Consider the following 13,815-nt stretch of genomic DNA (forward strand, 5'->3'; position numbering starts at 1 on the left):
GGCGCCAGTCCGAATGGCTGGCGAGATGGACATTTTGCGCGCAAGGAACTGGACTGTGAATGGCGTAAAATCTTTGATACTATCGCCATCGTCCAGAATTGAACGCCACCATGGATTTGCTCTCCGATGTACTCTCGCTGTTTGATACGCGCAGTTCCTACTTTGCCGGCCTGAAGGCGGGCGGTGACTGGGCCATCGACTTTCCGCCGCCGGACGGCATCAAGTTCAACGCTGTCATCGAAGGCGGCTGCTGGCTGACCGTCACGGGCATTGACGCTCCCGTGCAACTGCGCACGGGCGACTGCTTCCTGCTGGCGCCGGGGCGTGCGTTTACCCTGGCCAGCACACCCGGCTTGCCGGCCGCACCGGCGCTGGACGTGTACCGGCACGCGCAGCACGGCGTGGCTCGCCACGGCGAGCCGCAGCACGATTTTTTTCTCATCGGCGGACGCTTCAGCTTTGGCGACGAAGCGGCCATCCTGCTCGACTGCCTGCCGCCGCTGCTGCATGTGCGCGGCGATACGGACCAGGCCAGCGTGCTGCACTGGGCCTTGCAACGGCTGGCGCAGGAACTGCAGGCGACGGCGCCCGGCGCGGCGCTGATGACGCGCCACCTGGGCCACATGATGCTGCTGCAGATGCTGCGCCAGTACCTGGCAGCGCAGGCCTCGCACCCGGCAGGCTGGCTGTTCGCGCTGGCCGATCCCCGACTGCGCGCGGCCATCGAAGCGATGCATGCGCAGCCGGCGCAGCGCTGGACCTTGGCGCAACTGGCCGCCGTCGCAGGCCAGTCGCGCTCGGCTTTTGCCCTGCATTTCAAGACCAGGGTGGGCGTGACGCCACTCGACTACCTGCTGCGCTGGCGCATGCGCCTGGCCACGCGGCGCCTGAAGGACAGCGCCGCGCCCATCGCCGCGATCGCGCAGGCGCTGGGCTACGATTCCGACAGCGCCTTCAGCCACGCTTTCAAGCGCGTCATGGCCTGCTCGCCGCGCCAGTACCGGCTGCGCCATGCGGGCGGGCAGGCGTAAAAAAACCCGCATCTGCGGGTTTTGAAAATACAGGGTCAGGGTGCCGGCACAGGCGGCAGAGCTGCCACCGCCAGCAAGGCAAACGGCCCGAGGAACAGGCCGATACCGAACCAGACGCCGCCATTGCGCCCACGCCGGCTGGCCAGCAGCCAGGAGGCGATCGCAAACAAAAACATGAAGATCAACAGTATCGCCATTGCCACTCCTTGCCATGTGGAAAGCCCAGTGTAGCCCACGGGCGCACCCGTGCCTAGACGTATATCAGATCTAGCGCTGTACCTGCATCAGGATCACGCGCTTGCTGCTGCCGTCGGCCGGCGGCGTGGCGGACGGTGGCGGCGGGCTGTCGCAGGAGCCGCAGGAACCGCAGCCGCTGCCGCAGCCGGGCGCCACCTTGAAGAAGGCTGACATTTTCGCCTCATCGAGGCCGCAGCGCACCAGGCCACGCACGATGGCGCGGCGCACGCCCGCCGGCAAATACTTGGTCGAAAAATGCAGCAGCGCGGCTGCGACGATCAGGGCGACGATAATGGTTTGCCACATGCTTTTCTCCTAAGCGCCCAGCATCAGGGCGACGCGATACGTGATGAACGAGGCGGCATACGCCAGCGCGAACATGTAGCCGGCCATCAGCAGCGGATAGCGCCAGCCGCCCGTCTCGCGTTTCACCACGGAGAGCGTCGACAGGCACTGCGGCGCGAACACATACCAGGCCAGCAAAGAGAGCGCGGTGGCCATCGACCATGAATGGGCGATCAGCGGCTCCAGCGTGGTGGCCAGCGCGTCGCCCGTTTGCGACAGCGCATACACGGTGCCCAGGGCGCCGACGGCCACTTCACGGGCCGCCATGCCGGGCACCAGCGCGATGCAGATCTGCCAGTTGAAACCGATGGGCGCGAAGATCACTTCCAGGCCGCGGCCCAGGATGCCCGCCAGGCTGTAATAGATCGGCGGATGGATCGCGTTGTCCGGCGCGCCGGGGAAGGTGCTGAGGAACCACAGGATGATCATCAGGCTCAGGATGATGGTACCGACGCGCGTCAGGAAAATCTTCGCGCGCTCCCACAGGCTGACGGCCAGGTTGCGCAGGTGCGGCCAGTGGTAGGCCGGCAGTTCCAGCATCAGCGGCTGGTTGCCGCGCACGCCCATGCCGCGCTTCATGACCCAGGCCACGGCCATGGCCGAGATGATGCCGGCGAAGTACAGCACGAACAGCACCAGGCCTTGCAGGCTCAGATAGCCCCACACTTCGCGCTGCGGGATGAAGGCGGCGATGATCAGCGCATACACAGGCAAACGCGCCGAACACGTCATCAGCGGCGCGATCATGATGGTGACCAGGCGGTCGCGCGGGTTCTGGATGGTGCGCGCCGCCATCACGCCGGGAATGGCGCAGGCAAAGCTCGACAGCAGCGGGATGAAGGCGCGGCCCGACAAGCCCACACCGCCCATCAGGCGGTCCAGCAAAAAGGCCGCGCGCGGCAGGTAGCCGCAGTCTTCCAGGCTCAGGATAAAGAAGAACAGGATCAGGATTTGCGGCAGGAATACCAGCACGCTGCCGACGCCGCCGATAATGCCTTCCACCAGCAAGCTCTTCAGGTGGCCATCTGGCATGTTCGCCGTCAGCAGGGCACCCAGGTGGCCCACGCCATCGGTAATCATTTCCATCGGCGTGGCGGCCCAGGCAAACACGGCCTGGAAGATCAGGAACATCAGCACGGCCAGGATGAGGGGGCCGAACACGGGGTGCAGCACCACGTCGTCGATTTTTTCCGTCAGGTTGCCCGTGTCGCTGGTGTCATTGCTGACGGCGGCCAGGATGCGGCGCACTTCGCGCTGGGTTTCTTCGACGCTGACGGCATCGATGGCCGCCAGCGGTTTCGCTTCCACGACCGGCAGGGGCAGCATGGCGTCGATGGCGTTCAACAGGGCTTTTTCGCCATCGTGCTGCACCGCGACGGTTTCCACCACGGGCATGCCCAGTTCCTGCGACAGCCTGGCCGTATCGATCAGCATGCCGCGCTTGCGCGCCACGTCCGTCATGTTCAGCGCCAGCAGCATGGGCAAGCCCAGGCGCTTGACTTCCAGCACCAGGCGCAAGTTCAGGCGCAGATTGGTGGCATCGACCACGCAGATGATGGCGTCCGGGCGTGGGTCGCCCTTGCGCAAGCCCCCCACCACGTCGCGCGTGATGGCTTCGTCGGGCGTGGTGGCCGACAGGCTGTAGGCGCCCGGCAGATCGAGCAGGCGCACGGGCGTGCCAGCGGGCGAAGTGAAATGGCCTTCCTTGCGCTCGATGGTCACGCCGGCGTAGTTCGCCACTTTCTGGCGCGCGCCCGTCAAACGGTTGAACAGGGCGGTCTTGCCGCAGTTCGGATTGCCCAGCAAGGCAATTTGTGGCTGATGCGGCGGCTTGTGCACGCCCGCATCGACGATAGTTTCGACAGCACCCATGGTTATTCCGGTTGAAGCAGCGGTTGAATCGTGATCAGCGCCGCTTCGAAGCGGCGCAGTGCGAACGTGGCATTGCCGACCTTGATGGCCAGCGGGTCGCCGCCGGGAATACCGCGCTTGAGCATGCGGATGCGTTCGCCAGGAACGAATCCCAGCTCCATCAAGCGGCGGGCGAGGTCCACGCCATCTTCCGTCTGTCCTGCCGTGTGGGGCGTGATATGCAACACCGTGCCGCTTTGGCCGACTGCCAGCGCATCGAGCGTCATCAAGGGTGGAACTAGAGTCATGAGCAAATTCCGTTCAAATTAAGAACACCTGATACAGGCTGGGGCGCGGGGCGCCTTGCACTGCTCCCAGGTTTGTGAGGTAAAACGCCACTGTTGCGCATTACCGACAAGCGGCCTTTCAATCAGTCCAGACGGCGACCGTCCGAGACAATACCAGCATTATAAACATGAATGCGAATTGTTTTTATTTAGCCCGGAGAGTGGCCCCTGTCAAGGGCTGCGCCATGCGCACGCAGGCCATATCCACACGCCGCGCCCAGCCGCCAGGCGCCGCACACTTGATCAAAATCGCTTGCATTGTCCCCCGCTTTGCGCGACAATGAAACGTAATGATAATGATTCTCATTAAAACACTAGCAACAATGCTTCAGAGCACTAGTGTCTGTTCATCCTCCAGCCAGAAGGTGTATCAATGATTGTATGTGTCTGCAACAACATATCTGATCGTGAAATCCGTCAAGCCGTCGATCTTGGCCTGTCCAGCATGGCCGAACTGCGCCGCGACCTGGGCGTGGCCACCTGCTGCGGCAAATGCCATACCTGCGCGCGGGAGGTGCTGAACGATCACCTGAGCGCCACCGTAGTGCTGCAAGAAACCGTATTGATGCGAGCTGTACTGACAAACTAAAGAAAGCGATGAACGCCATGACGATGATGCCCCCGCCCGTAACGGTGCAGGCCGTGCAACAATTTGCCGACTTCGACAAGAAGCGCAACAAATTCGCGCCGCTGATGGCCATCGTCGTCCTGCATCTCGCCGGCTTTTACGCCATCCAGAGCGGCTTGCTGAGCCGCGTCGTCACGGCGGCCATGCCGACCATCACCACCATCAGCATCATCGCCCCGCCGGCGCCACCCAAGCCGCCGGCACCGTCGGTGCCGAAAACCGTGGAACTGAGTGCTCCCGTGCCGCGCGCCGTGATCCCGCCGCTGCCGCTGATCGCCGTGGCACCGAGCGAACCGACGATCACGCCGCCGCAGCCAACGCGCGCCGAAGCAGCCCCCGTGGCCACCGCCGCGCCGACTGCGCCATCGGCACCGTCGCCGACGCCACCGGCGCCGTCCACGCCGCGCACCGTCAGCAGCGTCGAATACATCAAGGCGCCGCAACTGATCTACCCGAATTTGTCGCGCCGCCTGGGCGAAAGCGGCACCGTGGTATTGCGCATCCTGATCAATGAAAAGGGTTTGCCGGAGCAAATCCTGATCCATAAATCGACCGGCTACGGCAACCTCGATGAAGCGGGCCGCCAGGCGGCGCAGCGCGCGCTGTTCAAGCCGATGATCGAAAACGGCAAGCCTGTCCCCGTCTACGTTTTAGTACCGCTGACCTTCCAGCTGAGCTAGCCTTCCGGCGGCCTTCGCGCCGCTGCCAGCCCGCAAGCACCGCACCCTGTGCCCTGCTTGCTTTTTTGCGCCCTGTTTTCTGTACCAGTCAAGCAACTGCTTGTTTCAGTCTGCCAGCCTACATCCCCGGGCCAGGCAGACTTTTTTTTGCCGATGCTTCACGCAGTATCGTAGGTCGGATTAGCGCGGCCAAAGGCCACGCGTAATCCGACACCACCACGATCACATTTCCGCCCACATCCGCAGCAGGTTGTGATAATGCCCCGTCAAACCCACCGTCGCGGGCGAATCGCCGTGCTCTGCGCGCACGCTCTGGATGTTCTGATCGAGCTCGAACAGCATGCTGCGTTTCCAGTCTTCGCGCACCATGCTTTGCGTCCACAGGAATGAACAGATGCGCTCGCCGCTGGTGACGGGCAGCACCTGATGCACGCTGCTCGACGGATATACGATCACGTCGCCGGCCGGCAGTTTTACCTCATGCGTGCCGTAGGAATCGACCACCACCAGCTCGCCGCCTTCGTACTCGTCCGGCTCGCTCAGGAACACGGTCGAGGAGACGTCGGCGCGCATCGACTGCAGGCCGTTTTTCGGCGTGCGGATGGCGCCGTCGATATGCAGGCCATAGTGCTCACCGCCCGCATAACTGTTGAAGAACGGCGGCAGGATGCGCAGCGGCAGCACGGCGGCGAAGAACAGCGGATTGGCCATCAGCGCGCGGCTGACGATCTCGCCCAGCTCCAGTGCCAGCGGCGAACCTTCGGCCAGCTGGCGGTTGCGCTTGACCTGCGCCCCTTGCGCCCCGACGCTGGCGCGCCCGTCGACCCAGTCCGTCTGCGCCAGGCGCTGGCGAAACTGCGTCACCTGTTCCGGCGTCAGCACACCGGGTATATGCAGCATCATCTTGCTATCCTTTTCAGTAAAAATCGCTGCCTGATTATCGCATCGCCGGCAGCGGCCAAGAAGACACAAAAGCAAGAACGGAGCAACATTCCCCGTCTTTTCAGCGCAGCCAAATAGCAGCATGAACGCGAATGAGAATGGCCTGCATTTTCCTTAACAAATAAAAAACGGGAAAATATGACAATCCATTTGAGAATGGGTTTTATTCGCACGATATTTACGTTAAAAAGACGGAAAGACACCGTTTTGCAGCAAAAAACGCCCATATTTTGCGCTATCATGCGGGCATAGCGAGACCGGCACCCTGCGCGCCACCAGGCAGCCCTGCGCCACCCGGCAGTGAACGCCAGCAGCCTCCGGTTTCATCATCGAACGCGACACAGAACAAAGGAATTCCCATGAAGGGCGATAAAGAAGTCATCCGCATGCTCAACGCACAGCTCACCAACGAACTGTCGGCCATCAACCAGTACTTCCTGCATGCGCGCATGTACAAGCACTGGGGCCTGGAAAAGCTGGGCAAGAAGGAATACGAAGAATCGATCGGCGAAATGAAACACGCCGACAAGCTGATCGACCGCATCCTGATGCTCGACGGCCTGCCTAACCTGCAAGCGCTGCACAAGCTGCTGATCGGCGAGAACACGCCGGAAATGCTGGAATGCGACTTGAAGCTGGAGCGCGCCGCGCACGCCACCGTCAAGGAAGGCATCGCCATCAGCGAAAAAGCGGGCGACTACGTTTCGCGCGACCTGTTCCTGATGATCCTGGAAGACACGGAAGAGCATATCGACTGGCTCGAAACGCAGATCGACCTGATCGCCAAGGTCGGCATCCAGAACTACCTGCAAAGCCAGATGGCCGTGGAAGAGTAATCTTTTCGCAGCATCGTAAAAAAACCGGCTGAGCCGGTTTTTTTACGTCCGTCCTCAAGTCTTTGTGGCCTGCTGCGGGCGCAGCTTGACGAACAGCACCGCCACCGCCGCACACAGCAACAGGGCGCCGGCCAGCCGGATGACGTTTTCCGGATTGCCGCCCAGCCAGCTGCGATAGTACAGGGGCAGAGTAAATATCTGGATGATCATCGGGATGACGATGAACATGTTGAAGATGCCCATGTAGACGCCCGTGCGCTCGGGCGGAATGCAGCCGGCCAGCATGATGTAGGGATTGCCCATGATGCTGGCCCAGGCCAGGCCCACGCCCAGCATGGGTAGCAACAGCAGCGCCGGGCTGTGGATCAGCGGGATGCTCAGCATGCCGATACCGGCCGCGCACAGGCACAGGCTGTGCATGCGTTTGGGTCCGAAACGCCGCGTGAACGGCACCAGCGCAAAGGCGGCGACAAAGGCGACGAAATTGTAGAAGGCGCCCACTTGCCCGTTCAGCAGGCCCGCGTCGCGAAAGCCTTGCGACGCCGGGTCCGTCGTGTGGAACAGGGTGGCCGCCAGCGACAGCGCAATGTACTGCCAGTAGCAGAACAGGGCGTACCACTGGAACAGGTTGACGAGGGCCAGCTGCTTCATCGTCGGCGGCATCTCGCGCAGGGCCGCGCCGATATCGGCCAGCGTATGGCGCCAGCCCGGCGGGCGGCTGCGGATGGCCGCCAGCTCGCTGGCAGTAAGCGGGTTTTCCGGCGTCGTCTTCAGGGTCCACAGCACCGAGGCCAGCGAGAACACGGCACCGATCAGGAAGGCGGCGATGACGATGTGCGGAATATGGCTGCCATTGACGGCATCCTTGTTCATGCCCAGCATGACCAGCAGCGATGGCGTCAGGTAGGCCAGCGTTTGCCCCAGCCCCGTAAACGCACTTTGCGTGAGAAAACCCAGCGAGTGCTGCTTCTTGTCGAGCTTGTCGCTGACGAAGGCGCGGTACGGCTCCATCGTCACATTGTTGGCCGCGTCGAGTATCCACAGCAGGCTGGCGGCCATCCACAGGGTGGGACTGAAGGGCATGACCAGCAGGCCCAGACTGCACAGGATGGCGCCGATCAGAAAGTAGGGCGTGCGGCGGCCCCAGCGCGTTACCGTGCGGTCGCTCATGGCGCCGATCAGCGGTTGCACGAGCAGCCCCGTCATGGGACCGGCCAGCCACAAATATGGCAGGCTCGCCTCGTCGGCGCCCAGGTATTTGTAGATCGGGCTCATGCTGCTTTGCTGCAGCCCAAAGCTGAACTGGATGCCGAAAAAACCGACATTCATGTTGACGATCTGCCAGAACGACAGATGCGGACGGTGCGTGCTGGCGTCGCTCATGCTGGTTCCCGTTTTTGCTCTTGCTCCCGCTCCAGCCACAGCATATGCCATGGCTGCAGGCCTACCGTGCCGGCCAGCACGCTGCCATCGAGGCTGTTGCGCCACTCGCCTGCGGGCAAAGTGAAACGCTGGCTGGCGCCGCTGAAATTGCTCAGGTTGAGAAACGCGTCGCCGCGCAGCAGCGCCAGCACGGCCGGCGTATCGGCGGGCAGCACGCTGCGCGGCGCAGCAGCGGCCAATGCCGGCAAGCGCCCGCGCGCGTCGATCAGCTGGCGCAGCCCCAGGTACAGCCGGCCGCTGGCGCTCACGCCATCGTGGCGCCATGCCAGCAGGCTGTCGTCGAACGCGGGGCGCTGCAGCCAGCGGCTGTCCATCGCCCGGTCGGGGCGCTGCGTGTAGCTGTAATCGTTGGTCATGCCCAGTTCATCGCCCATGTACAGCACCGGCAAGGCGCCAAAGCTCAAAGCCAGGCCATGCAGCAGCAGCAGGCGGCGCAACGCGTATTCCTGCTCCTGCACCGTGGTGGCGCTTTCCAGGCCGGCCAGCGAGGCGGCCATGCCGTTGCTGCCATGCGCCTTGTCGGCGCTGCTGCTCTGGAAGGCGGCGCCGCGCGCATAGCTGCCGCTGCCGGGCGTGCCGGCAAAGAACTGCGCGATGCGCGCCAGGCGCGCTGGCCCGTCCGCGCCCGCTTCATTGAGCAGCACGTTCCAGCCGATGTCGTCGTGGCAGCGCACATAACTGAGCCAGCTTGCGGCCGGCGGCAGCGGCGGCGTGGCGGCGATCACCTGCTGCAGCAAGTCCGTGCTTTCCTCGGCCAGCGCACCCCAGCCGGCGGCCATCAGGCTGCTGTGATAGGCGATGTGGCATTCGGGCGCGGCATCGCTGCCAAAGTAGGCAGGCAGCTTGGGCGTGGGCACGATGGCTTCGGCCTTGAGCAGCACGCCCGGCGCGACAATGGCGGCAATCGCGCGCAAGGCTTGCAGCAGGCTGTGGGCTTCGGACTGGTTCATGCAGTCCGTGCCTTCGCGCTTCCACAAGAAAGCCGTCGAATCGAGGCGGAACACTTCGATGCCCTTGTTGGCCAGGCCCAGCATGGCGCCGGCCATGGCCGCGAAGACGGCCGGATTGGCGTAGTTCAAATCCCACTGATACGGGTAAAACGTGGTCCAGACCCAGCGCTGTAGCTCTGGCACGAAGGTGAAATTGCCCGGCGCCGCCTGCGGGAAGACCTGGCCCACGGTCTGCTCGTAGCGGTCCGGCTGCACGCGGTCGGGATAGGTGTGGAAAAAATCGCGCAGCAGCGGATCGCCCGCCTTGGCGCCCAGCGCCCACGCATGGTCGTCGGCCACGTGATTGAGGATCAGGTCCGAGCACAGGCTGATGCCAGCCGTGCGCAGCTGCGCCGTCAACGCCAGCAAGTCGGCATTGCTGCCCAGTGCAGGGTCGACTTCCTCGAAGCTGGCGACGGCAAAGCCGCCATCGCTTTCACCGGCGCGCGCACGCAAAAACGGCAGCAGGTGCAGATACGTCACGCCCAGTTCACGCAGGTGGGCAATGCGTTCGGCCACGCCTTGCAAGTTGCCGCCGAAGCGCTGCACATACGCGCTGTAGCCCAGCATGGACTGGCTGGCAAACCAGTCCGGCTGCGCTTCGCGCTGCGCATCTTGCCGCCGCAGTTCGGGCGCGCGCGCCGCGTACAGCCGGCCCACGCTTTCCATCAGGTCGCCCAGCCAGGGCAGGAAGTCCGGCCGCTGGCCATACAGGCTGCCCAGGCGGTCCAGCAAGACCGCCTCCTGGCGCGCATAGCGGCGCGCCGCATCGGCGCGCAAGTGCGTGGGGAGCGGCGCCAGCAGGCGCGCCAGGGGGCTGCGTATCGACATCATGAATCCTATCCTTGCTTAAAATGCGTATTTCAGGCTGACCTTGACGGCGCGCCCCGTGATCGAGCGGGCCGCATGGCCATCGCCCTCGACTTCCGTGTAGCCGATCTTGTTGAGCAGATTGTTCGCCGTCAGCGCCACCTGCATTTGTGGCGTCAGCTGGTAATTGACGAAGGCATTGAGCACCTGGTAGGCGGGCAAGGTGATCGTATGCGCATCGTCGCCCCATGACTTGCCCGTGCCGACCAGGCTGGCGCCGAAGGTGGCCGGTCCCCATTCATAGGTGGGCGCGAGCTGGTACACGACACGCGCCTGGCGCCGCGGCGTATTGCCGATCAGCGCCACATCGGCCGCCGCCGTGCCCGTGATCTCGGCATCCGTGAACGTCAGGCCGCCATTGATGCGGAAGTCGCCGTTGCTGTAGGCCGCTTCCAGTTCCACGCCCTTGGCTTCATAGCTGTTGGCCGTGCGCAGCTGGGTAGTCGCCTCGTAATTGCTTTCCTTCGTCTTGGCCTGGAACACGGTGATGAAGGTGCTCAGGGGACCTCGCCGCCATTTCACGCCCCCTTCAAGCTGGCGCACGGTGTTCATCGCCACCGGCACGCTGCCATCCAGGGGGGTGCCGAACAGGATGCGGTCGGCATTGAAGGCCACGCCTTCGCTGACGCGGGCAAACACGGCCAGGTTGGCTTGCAGTTTGTAGTTCGCACCCAGCGAGTACGAGGTATGCCCCAGGGTGTAGTCGACCTGCTGCACCGTCGACGGCAGATAGGCTTGCGCGCCGGTGGCGATATTGGCCGTGCCGCTGGCGTGCTGGCGGTCGCGCCGCAGGCCGCCGTCCAGGTTCAACGCGCCGCTTTCCCAGGCCAGGTTCAGGTAGGGTGACGTCGTGCGGTACTCCATGTCGACGGCGCGCGAGCAGCAGGCGCCGAAGGCCGGGCCGATGTAGCCCGGCGTGCTGCTGGCCGTCTGCAGCAGCGCGGGCTGGTCGCCCGTGGCCTGCATCAGGTATTCATTGAAGTTCCAGGTCAGGCCCAGCTTTTGCTGCGACAGGTACAGGCCGGCCGTGGTGGTCAGCTTGCCGCTGTCAAGCACGAAGGTCTTGGCCAGCTTGGTGTCGCTCAGGGTATTGCTGGCGTCGTCGATCGAGATATTGAACACCACGGCGGAAAACGCGCGGCCCGTGTAGGGCTTGCCCTGATTCGGGCCGCTGGCAAACACATAGCTGCCGTCGCTGCCGTTATTCGACGGGAACACGCCCGTGAAGCGGCCCGAATTGTCGGCGTAGCGGAAGTTTTCGTTCACGCTCCAGCCCTGCCCCAGCTTGAACGATGCTTCCAGGCCCACAGTGTCGCTTTTGACGTGCAAGCCGTCGTTGACGCGGGTGGCCACGCGCTGGTTATCCTTGTTCAGCACCATGTCGGGCACCCAGTACGGCGAATAGAAACTGGCCTTGCGCGGGTCGATGCCGGCGATTTCCGTGATGCGGCCATTGCGCACGCTGACCGGCACCGGCAAGGCCGTGGGAGACTGGTCGTCGAGGTGCTTGAACGACAGGCGCACGAAGCCGCTGTCGAATTCATGCGTGACATTGCCGCGGATCTGGCCGCCCTTTTCGCTGTTGACACCACTGTGGCGGATGCCTTCGCCCGTGCGCCAGGAGCCGCCGATAAAGAAGCGCGTGCGCTCAGAAATCGGCGCGCCGTAATCGAAGTCCACGCGCGTCTGGTCGTAGCCCAGGCCACGGCTGATGGCCACGCTGCCACCCTGCTCCTTGCCATTCTTGCTGATGAAATTGATGATGCCGCCCGGCGAATTGGTGGCCAGGGTGGAGGCCGAACCGCCGCGCACCACTTCCAGGTGGTCCAGGGTGGAATCGATTTTCACGAAGCTGTCGGGCGTGGTGAAGTTGAAGTCGCCAAACTGCAGCACCGGCAAGCCATCTTCCTGGATCTGCACATAGCGCGCGCCGCCGGCGGAAATGGGCAGGCCGCGCACGGTGATGTTGGCATTGCCTTCGCCGCCCGAGGATTCGGCCCGCAAGCCCGGTACCGAACGCAGGACTTCGGCGGCGCTGGTGGGCGCGTTGTGCAGGATGGTGTCGAGTTCCATGCTGCTGACGGAATTGCTCGATTTCATTTTGGACGTGCCGCCGGTGGTGCCCGTGACCACGATGCGTTCCAGGTTCAGGCCATCGGCGGGAGCGGCGCTGGCGGTGTCGCCGGCGGACTGTGCCTGGGCAGCGCCGAATTGCAGCATGGCCAGGGCGACGGCGGCGGCCATGCAGCCGCGTTGAGCAGTACGTGTTTTCATCTTGTCTCCAGTGTTGTATGCCGATACATCGAGGTATCCGCTTGTTATGAGTCCTGGCCGCTGCATGCCGTGGCGCGCTGGCTGAGCCGGTACGTCATTATTCAACGAATAAGAATTTATTGCAATCGATTGCAATCTAGCACTGCAACATGAAAATGTTGTTGTTTTTAAGAGAATATTACGGGCAATACAGAGGGAAACAAGCGGGATACGAGGCGAATGCAGCGTTTTTTATGCTGCTGTGCAGCATAAAAATAAACGGGAAAATTTGAAGTTATTGCAATCGGTTGCAATCGAGAGGAGATGCGCGCCTCAGCGGCCCGAGGCGCGTACGATCAGCTCGGTTGGCAATTGCTGGGATGGCGCAGGCGCGCCGTCGACCAGCGCCAGCAGCGAGGCCACCAGCGCGCGCCCGGCGGCGCGGATCGGCTGGCGCACGGTGGTCAGCGGCGGGTGGAAATACGCGGCCAGTTCGATATCGTCGTAGCCGACCACGGCCACCTGTTCCGGCACGGCCACGCCGCGCGCGCGCAGGGCGCTGATGGCGCTCATGGCCAGCAAGTCGCTGCAGGCAAAGATGGCATCGAACGGCAGGTGGCGGTCCAGCAATTCCTGCACGTCCGTCGCGCCGCCCTGCGGCAGGAAGGAGCCGGCCACGTACAGCTGCGGGTCGGGCGCCAGACCTTGCGCGGCCAGCGCCTGCGCATAACCTTGGTGGCGCTGCGCCACCTCGGGCAGCTTGGCGTCGCCAAAGAAGGCGATGCGCGTGCGCCCCGCCGCCAGCAAGTGTTGCGTGGCCAGCCTGCCGCCGGCGACGTTGTCGCCGCCGACGGTGCAATACAGCTGCTGCGGCAATTGCGCGCCCCACACGACGATGGGCACCTGGCGCGCGGCCAGCTGGTTCAGTTGTTCATGGTGGCGCCACTGGCCGATCAGGATGATGCCGATCACGCGGCCGCTATCGAAAGACTGGGCGGCCGCATCGAGCGTTTCGGCATCGACGCGCGAAATGAGCATGTCGAAGCCCTGCTCCGTCAGCGCATCGGCCAGGCTGCCCAGCATGCTGAGGAAAAAAGGATCGGACAGGTGCTGGCGCGTGGCAGCGTCATACGGCACCACCACGCCGACCGTGCGGTTCTGTTTCAGGCGCAGGTTTTGCGCGCCGATATTGATGGAATACTTGAGCGAACGGGCCAGCGCGATGACGCGCGCGCGCGTCTCTTCGTTGACCAGCGAACTGCCGCTCAGCGCGCGCGACACGGTGGACGTGGACACGCCGGCCAGGCGCGCGATATCGGCCATTTGCAGGCGTTGCTGCGCCTTTGAATCGGTACCGGTCATC

Annotated in this window: 13 protein-coding genes; 4 read left to right on the forward strand and 9 right to left on the reverse strand. The window is 63.6% G+C overall.

The features are described from left to right. Positions 1-110: 110 nt before the first annotated feature. Complete coding sequence (locus tag ACP7EG_RS13535) at positions 111-1,031, forward strand: cupin domain-containing protein (RefSeq protein ID WP_426087999.1); 921 nt, start codon at positions 111-113, stop codon at positions 1,029-1,031. A gap of 35 nt (positions 1,032-1,066) precedes the next feature. Here ACP7EG_RS13535 and ACP7EG_RS13540 read toward each other — a convergent pair whose 3' ends face one another. The 4 genes from ACP7EG_RS13540 to ACP7EG_RS13555 form a co-directional block, all read right to left on the reverse strand. After that, entirely contained in the window at positions 1,067-1,228 is a 162-nt protein-coding gene (locus ACP7EG_RS13540; protein ID WP_168208471.1) for a hypothetical protein, read from the reverse strand. A gap of 70 nt (positions 1,229-1,298) precedes the next feature. Further along, positions 1,299-1,574 (reverse strand): DUF6587 family protein, encoded by a 276-nt coding sequence (locus ACP7EG_RS13545; RefSeq protein ID WP_426088000.1) that lies wholly within the window; start codon positions 1,572-1,574, stop codon positions 1,299-1,301. Positions 1,575-1,583: 9 nt separating this feature from the next. Continuing rightward, complete coding sequence (feoB, locus tag ACP7EG_RS13550; protein ID WP_426088001.1) at positions 1,584-3,485, reverse strand: ferrous iron transporter B; 1,902 nt, start codon at positions 3,483-3,485, stop codon at positions 1,584-1,586. A gap of 2 nt (positions 3,486-3,487) precedes the next feature. Then, positions 3,488-3,772 carry a FeoA family protein gene (locus ACP7EG_RS13555; protein WP_426088002.1) on the reverse strand — a complete coding sequence of 95 codons (285 nt, stop codon included), beginning with the start codon at positions 3,770-3,772 and terminating at the stop codon, positions 3,488-3,490. A gap of 412 nt (positions 3,773-4,184) precedes the next feature. Here ACP7EG_RS13555 and ACP7EG_RS13560 point away from each other — a divergent pair, with 412 nt between their 5' ends. Together ACP7EG_RS13560 and ACP7EG_RS13565 are read left to right on the forward strand one after the other, a co-directional pair. Beyond that, complete coding sequence (locus ACP7EG_RS13560; protein ID WP_071075208.1) at positions 4,185-4,400, forward strand: (2Fe-2S)-binding protein; 216 nt, start codon at positions 4,185-4,187, stop codon at positions 4,398-4,400. Between the two features lie 17 nt (positions 4,401-4,417). Further along, positions 4,418-5,119, forward strand: a complete 702-nt coding sequence (locus ACP7EG_RS13565; RefSeq protein ID WP_426088003.1) for an energy transducer TonB — start codon at positions 4,418-4,420, stop codon at positions 5,117-5,119. Between the two features lie 222 nt (positions 5,120-5,341). On the opposite strand, the gene ACP7EG_RS13570 is transcribed toward ACP7EG_RS13565, so the two are convergent. Then, complete coding sequence (locus tag ACP7EG_RS13570) at positions 5,342-6,022, reverse strand: Fe2+-dependent dioxygenase (RefSeq protein WP_096238123.1); 681 nt, start codon at positions 6,020-6,022, stop codon at positions 5,342-5,344. 398 nt (positions 6,023-6,420) lie between these two features. Here ACP7EG_RS13570 and bfr point away from each other — a divergent pair, with 398 nt between their 5' ends. After that, entirely contained in the window at positions 6,421-6,897 is a 477-nt protein-coding gene (gene bfr, locus ACP7EG_RS13575; protein ID WP_010401839.1) for a bacterioferritin, read from the forward strand. Between the two features lie 54 nt (positions 6,898-6,951). Here bfr and ACP7EG_RS13580 read toward each other — a convergent pair whose 3' ends face one another. The 4 genes from ACP7EG_RS13580 to ACP7EG_RS13595 all read right to left on the reverse strand — a co-directional run bounded on the left by ACP7EG_RS13580 (position 6,952) and on the right by ACP7EG_RS13595 (position 13,814). Continuing rightward, positions 6,952-8,280, reverse strand: coding sequence for an MFS transporter (locus ACP7EG_RS13580; RefSeq protein ID WP_426088004.1), 1,329 nt, complete (start codon positions 8,278-8,280; stop codon positions 6,952-6,954). After that, complete coding sequence (locus tag ACP7EG_RS13585; RefSeq protein ID WP_426088005.1) at positions 8,277-10,163, reverse strand: alpha-amylase family glycosyl hydrolase; 1,887 nt, start codon at positions 10,161-10,163, stop codon at positions 8,277-8,279. Before ACP7EG_RS13585 ends, ACP7EG_RS13580 begins: the two co-directional genes overlap by 4 nt. Positions 10,164-10,178: 15 nt before the next feature. After that, positions 10,179-12,473, reverse strand: a complete 2,295-nt coding sequence (locus ACP7EG_RS13590) for a TonB-dependent receptor (protein ID WP_426088006.1) — start codon at positions 12,471-12,473, stop codon at positions 10,179-10,181. 312 nt (positions 12,474-12,785) lie between these two features. Further along, positions 12,786-13,814, reverse strand: a complete 1,029-nt coding sequence (locus ACP7EG_RS13595; RefSeq protein ID WP_426088007.1) for a LacI family DNA-binding transcriptional regulator — start codon at positions 13,812-13,814, stop codon at positions 12,786-12,788. Position 13,815 lies beyond the last annotated feature (1 nt).

The organism is Janthinobacterium sp. PSPC1-1 (assembly GCF_049897625.1).
GTDB classification, from domain to species: Bacteria; Pseudomonadota; Gammaproteobacteria; order Burkholderiales; family Burkholderiaceae_D; genus Janthinobacterium; species Janthinobacterium tructae.

Coding starts and splice junctions, on each gene's coding strand:
- ACP7EG_RS13535 (WP_426087999.1), top strand. CDS start 111: ATGGATTTGCTCTCCGATGTACTCTCGCTGTTTGATACGCGCAGTTCC.
- ACP7EG_RS13540 (WP_168208471.1), bottom strand. CDS start 1,228: ATGGCGATACTGTTGATCTTCATGTTTTTGTTTGCGATCGCCTCCTGG.
- ACP7EG_RS13545 (WP_426088000.1), bottom strand. CDS start 1,574: ATGTGGCAAACCATTATCGTCGCCCTGATCGTCGCAGCCGCGCTGCTG.
- feoB (WP_426088001.1), bottom strand. CDS start 3,485: ATGGGTGCTGTCGAAACTATCGTCGATGCGGGCGTGCACAAGCCGCCG.
- ACP7EG_RS13555 (WP_426088002.1), bottom strand. CDS start 3,772: ATGACTCTAGTTCCACCCTTGATGACGCTCGATGCGCTGGCAGTCGGC.
- ACP7EG_RS13560 (WP_071075208.1), top strand. CDS start 4,185: ATGATTGTATGTGTCTGCAACAACATATCTGATCGTGAAATCCGTCAA.
- ACP7EG_RS13565 (WP_426088003.1), top strand. CDS start 4,418: ATGACGATGATGCCCCCGCCCGTAACGGTGCAGGCCGTGCAACAATTT.
- ACP7EG_RS13570 (WP_096238123.1), bottom strand. CDS start 6,022: ATGATGCTGCATATACCCGGTGTGCTGACGCCGGAACAGGTGACGCAG.
- bfr (WP_010401839.1), top strand. CDS start 6,421: ATGAAGGGCGATAAAGAAGTCATCCGCATGCTCAACGCACAGCTCACC.
- ACP7EG_RS13580 (WP_426088004.1), bottom strand. CDS start 8,280: ATGAGCGACGCCAGCACGCACCGTCCGCATCTGTCGTTCTGGCAGATC.
- ACP7EG_RS13585 (WP_426088005.1), bottom strand. CDS start 10,163: ATGATGTCGATACGCAGCCCCCTGGCGCGCCTGCTGGCGCCGCTCCCC.
- ACP7EG_RS13590 (WP_426088006.1), bottom strand. CDS start 12,473: ATGAAAACACGTACTGCTCAACGCGGCTGCATGGCCGCCGCCGTCGCC.
- ACP7EG_RS13595 (WP_426088007.1), bottom strand. CDS start 13,814: ATGACCGGTACCGATTCAAAGGCGCAGCAACGCCTGCAAATGGCCGAT.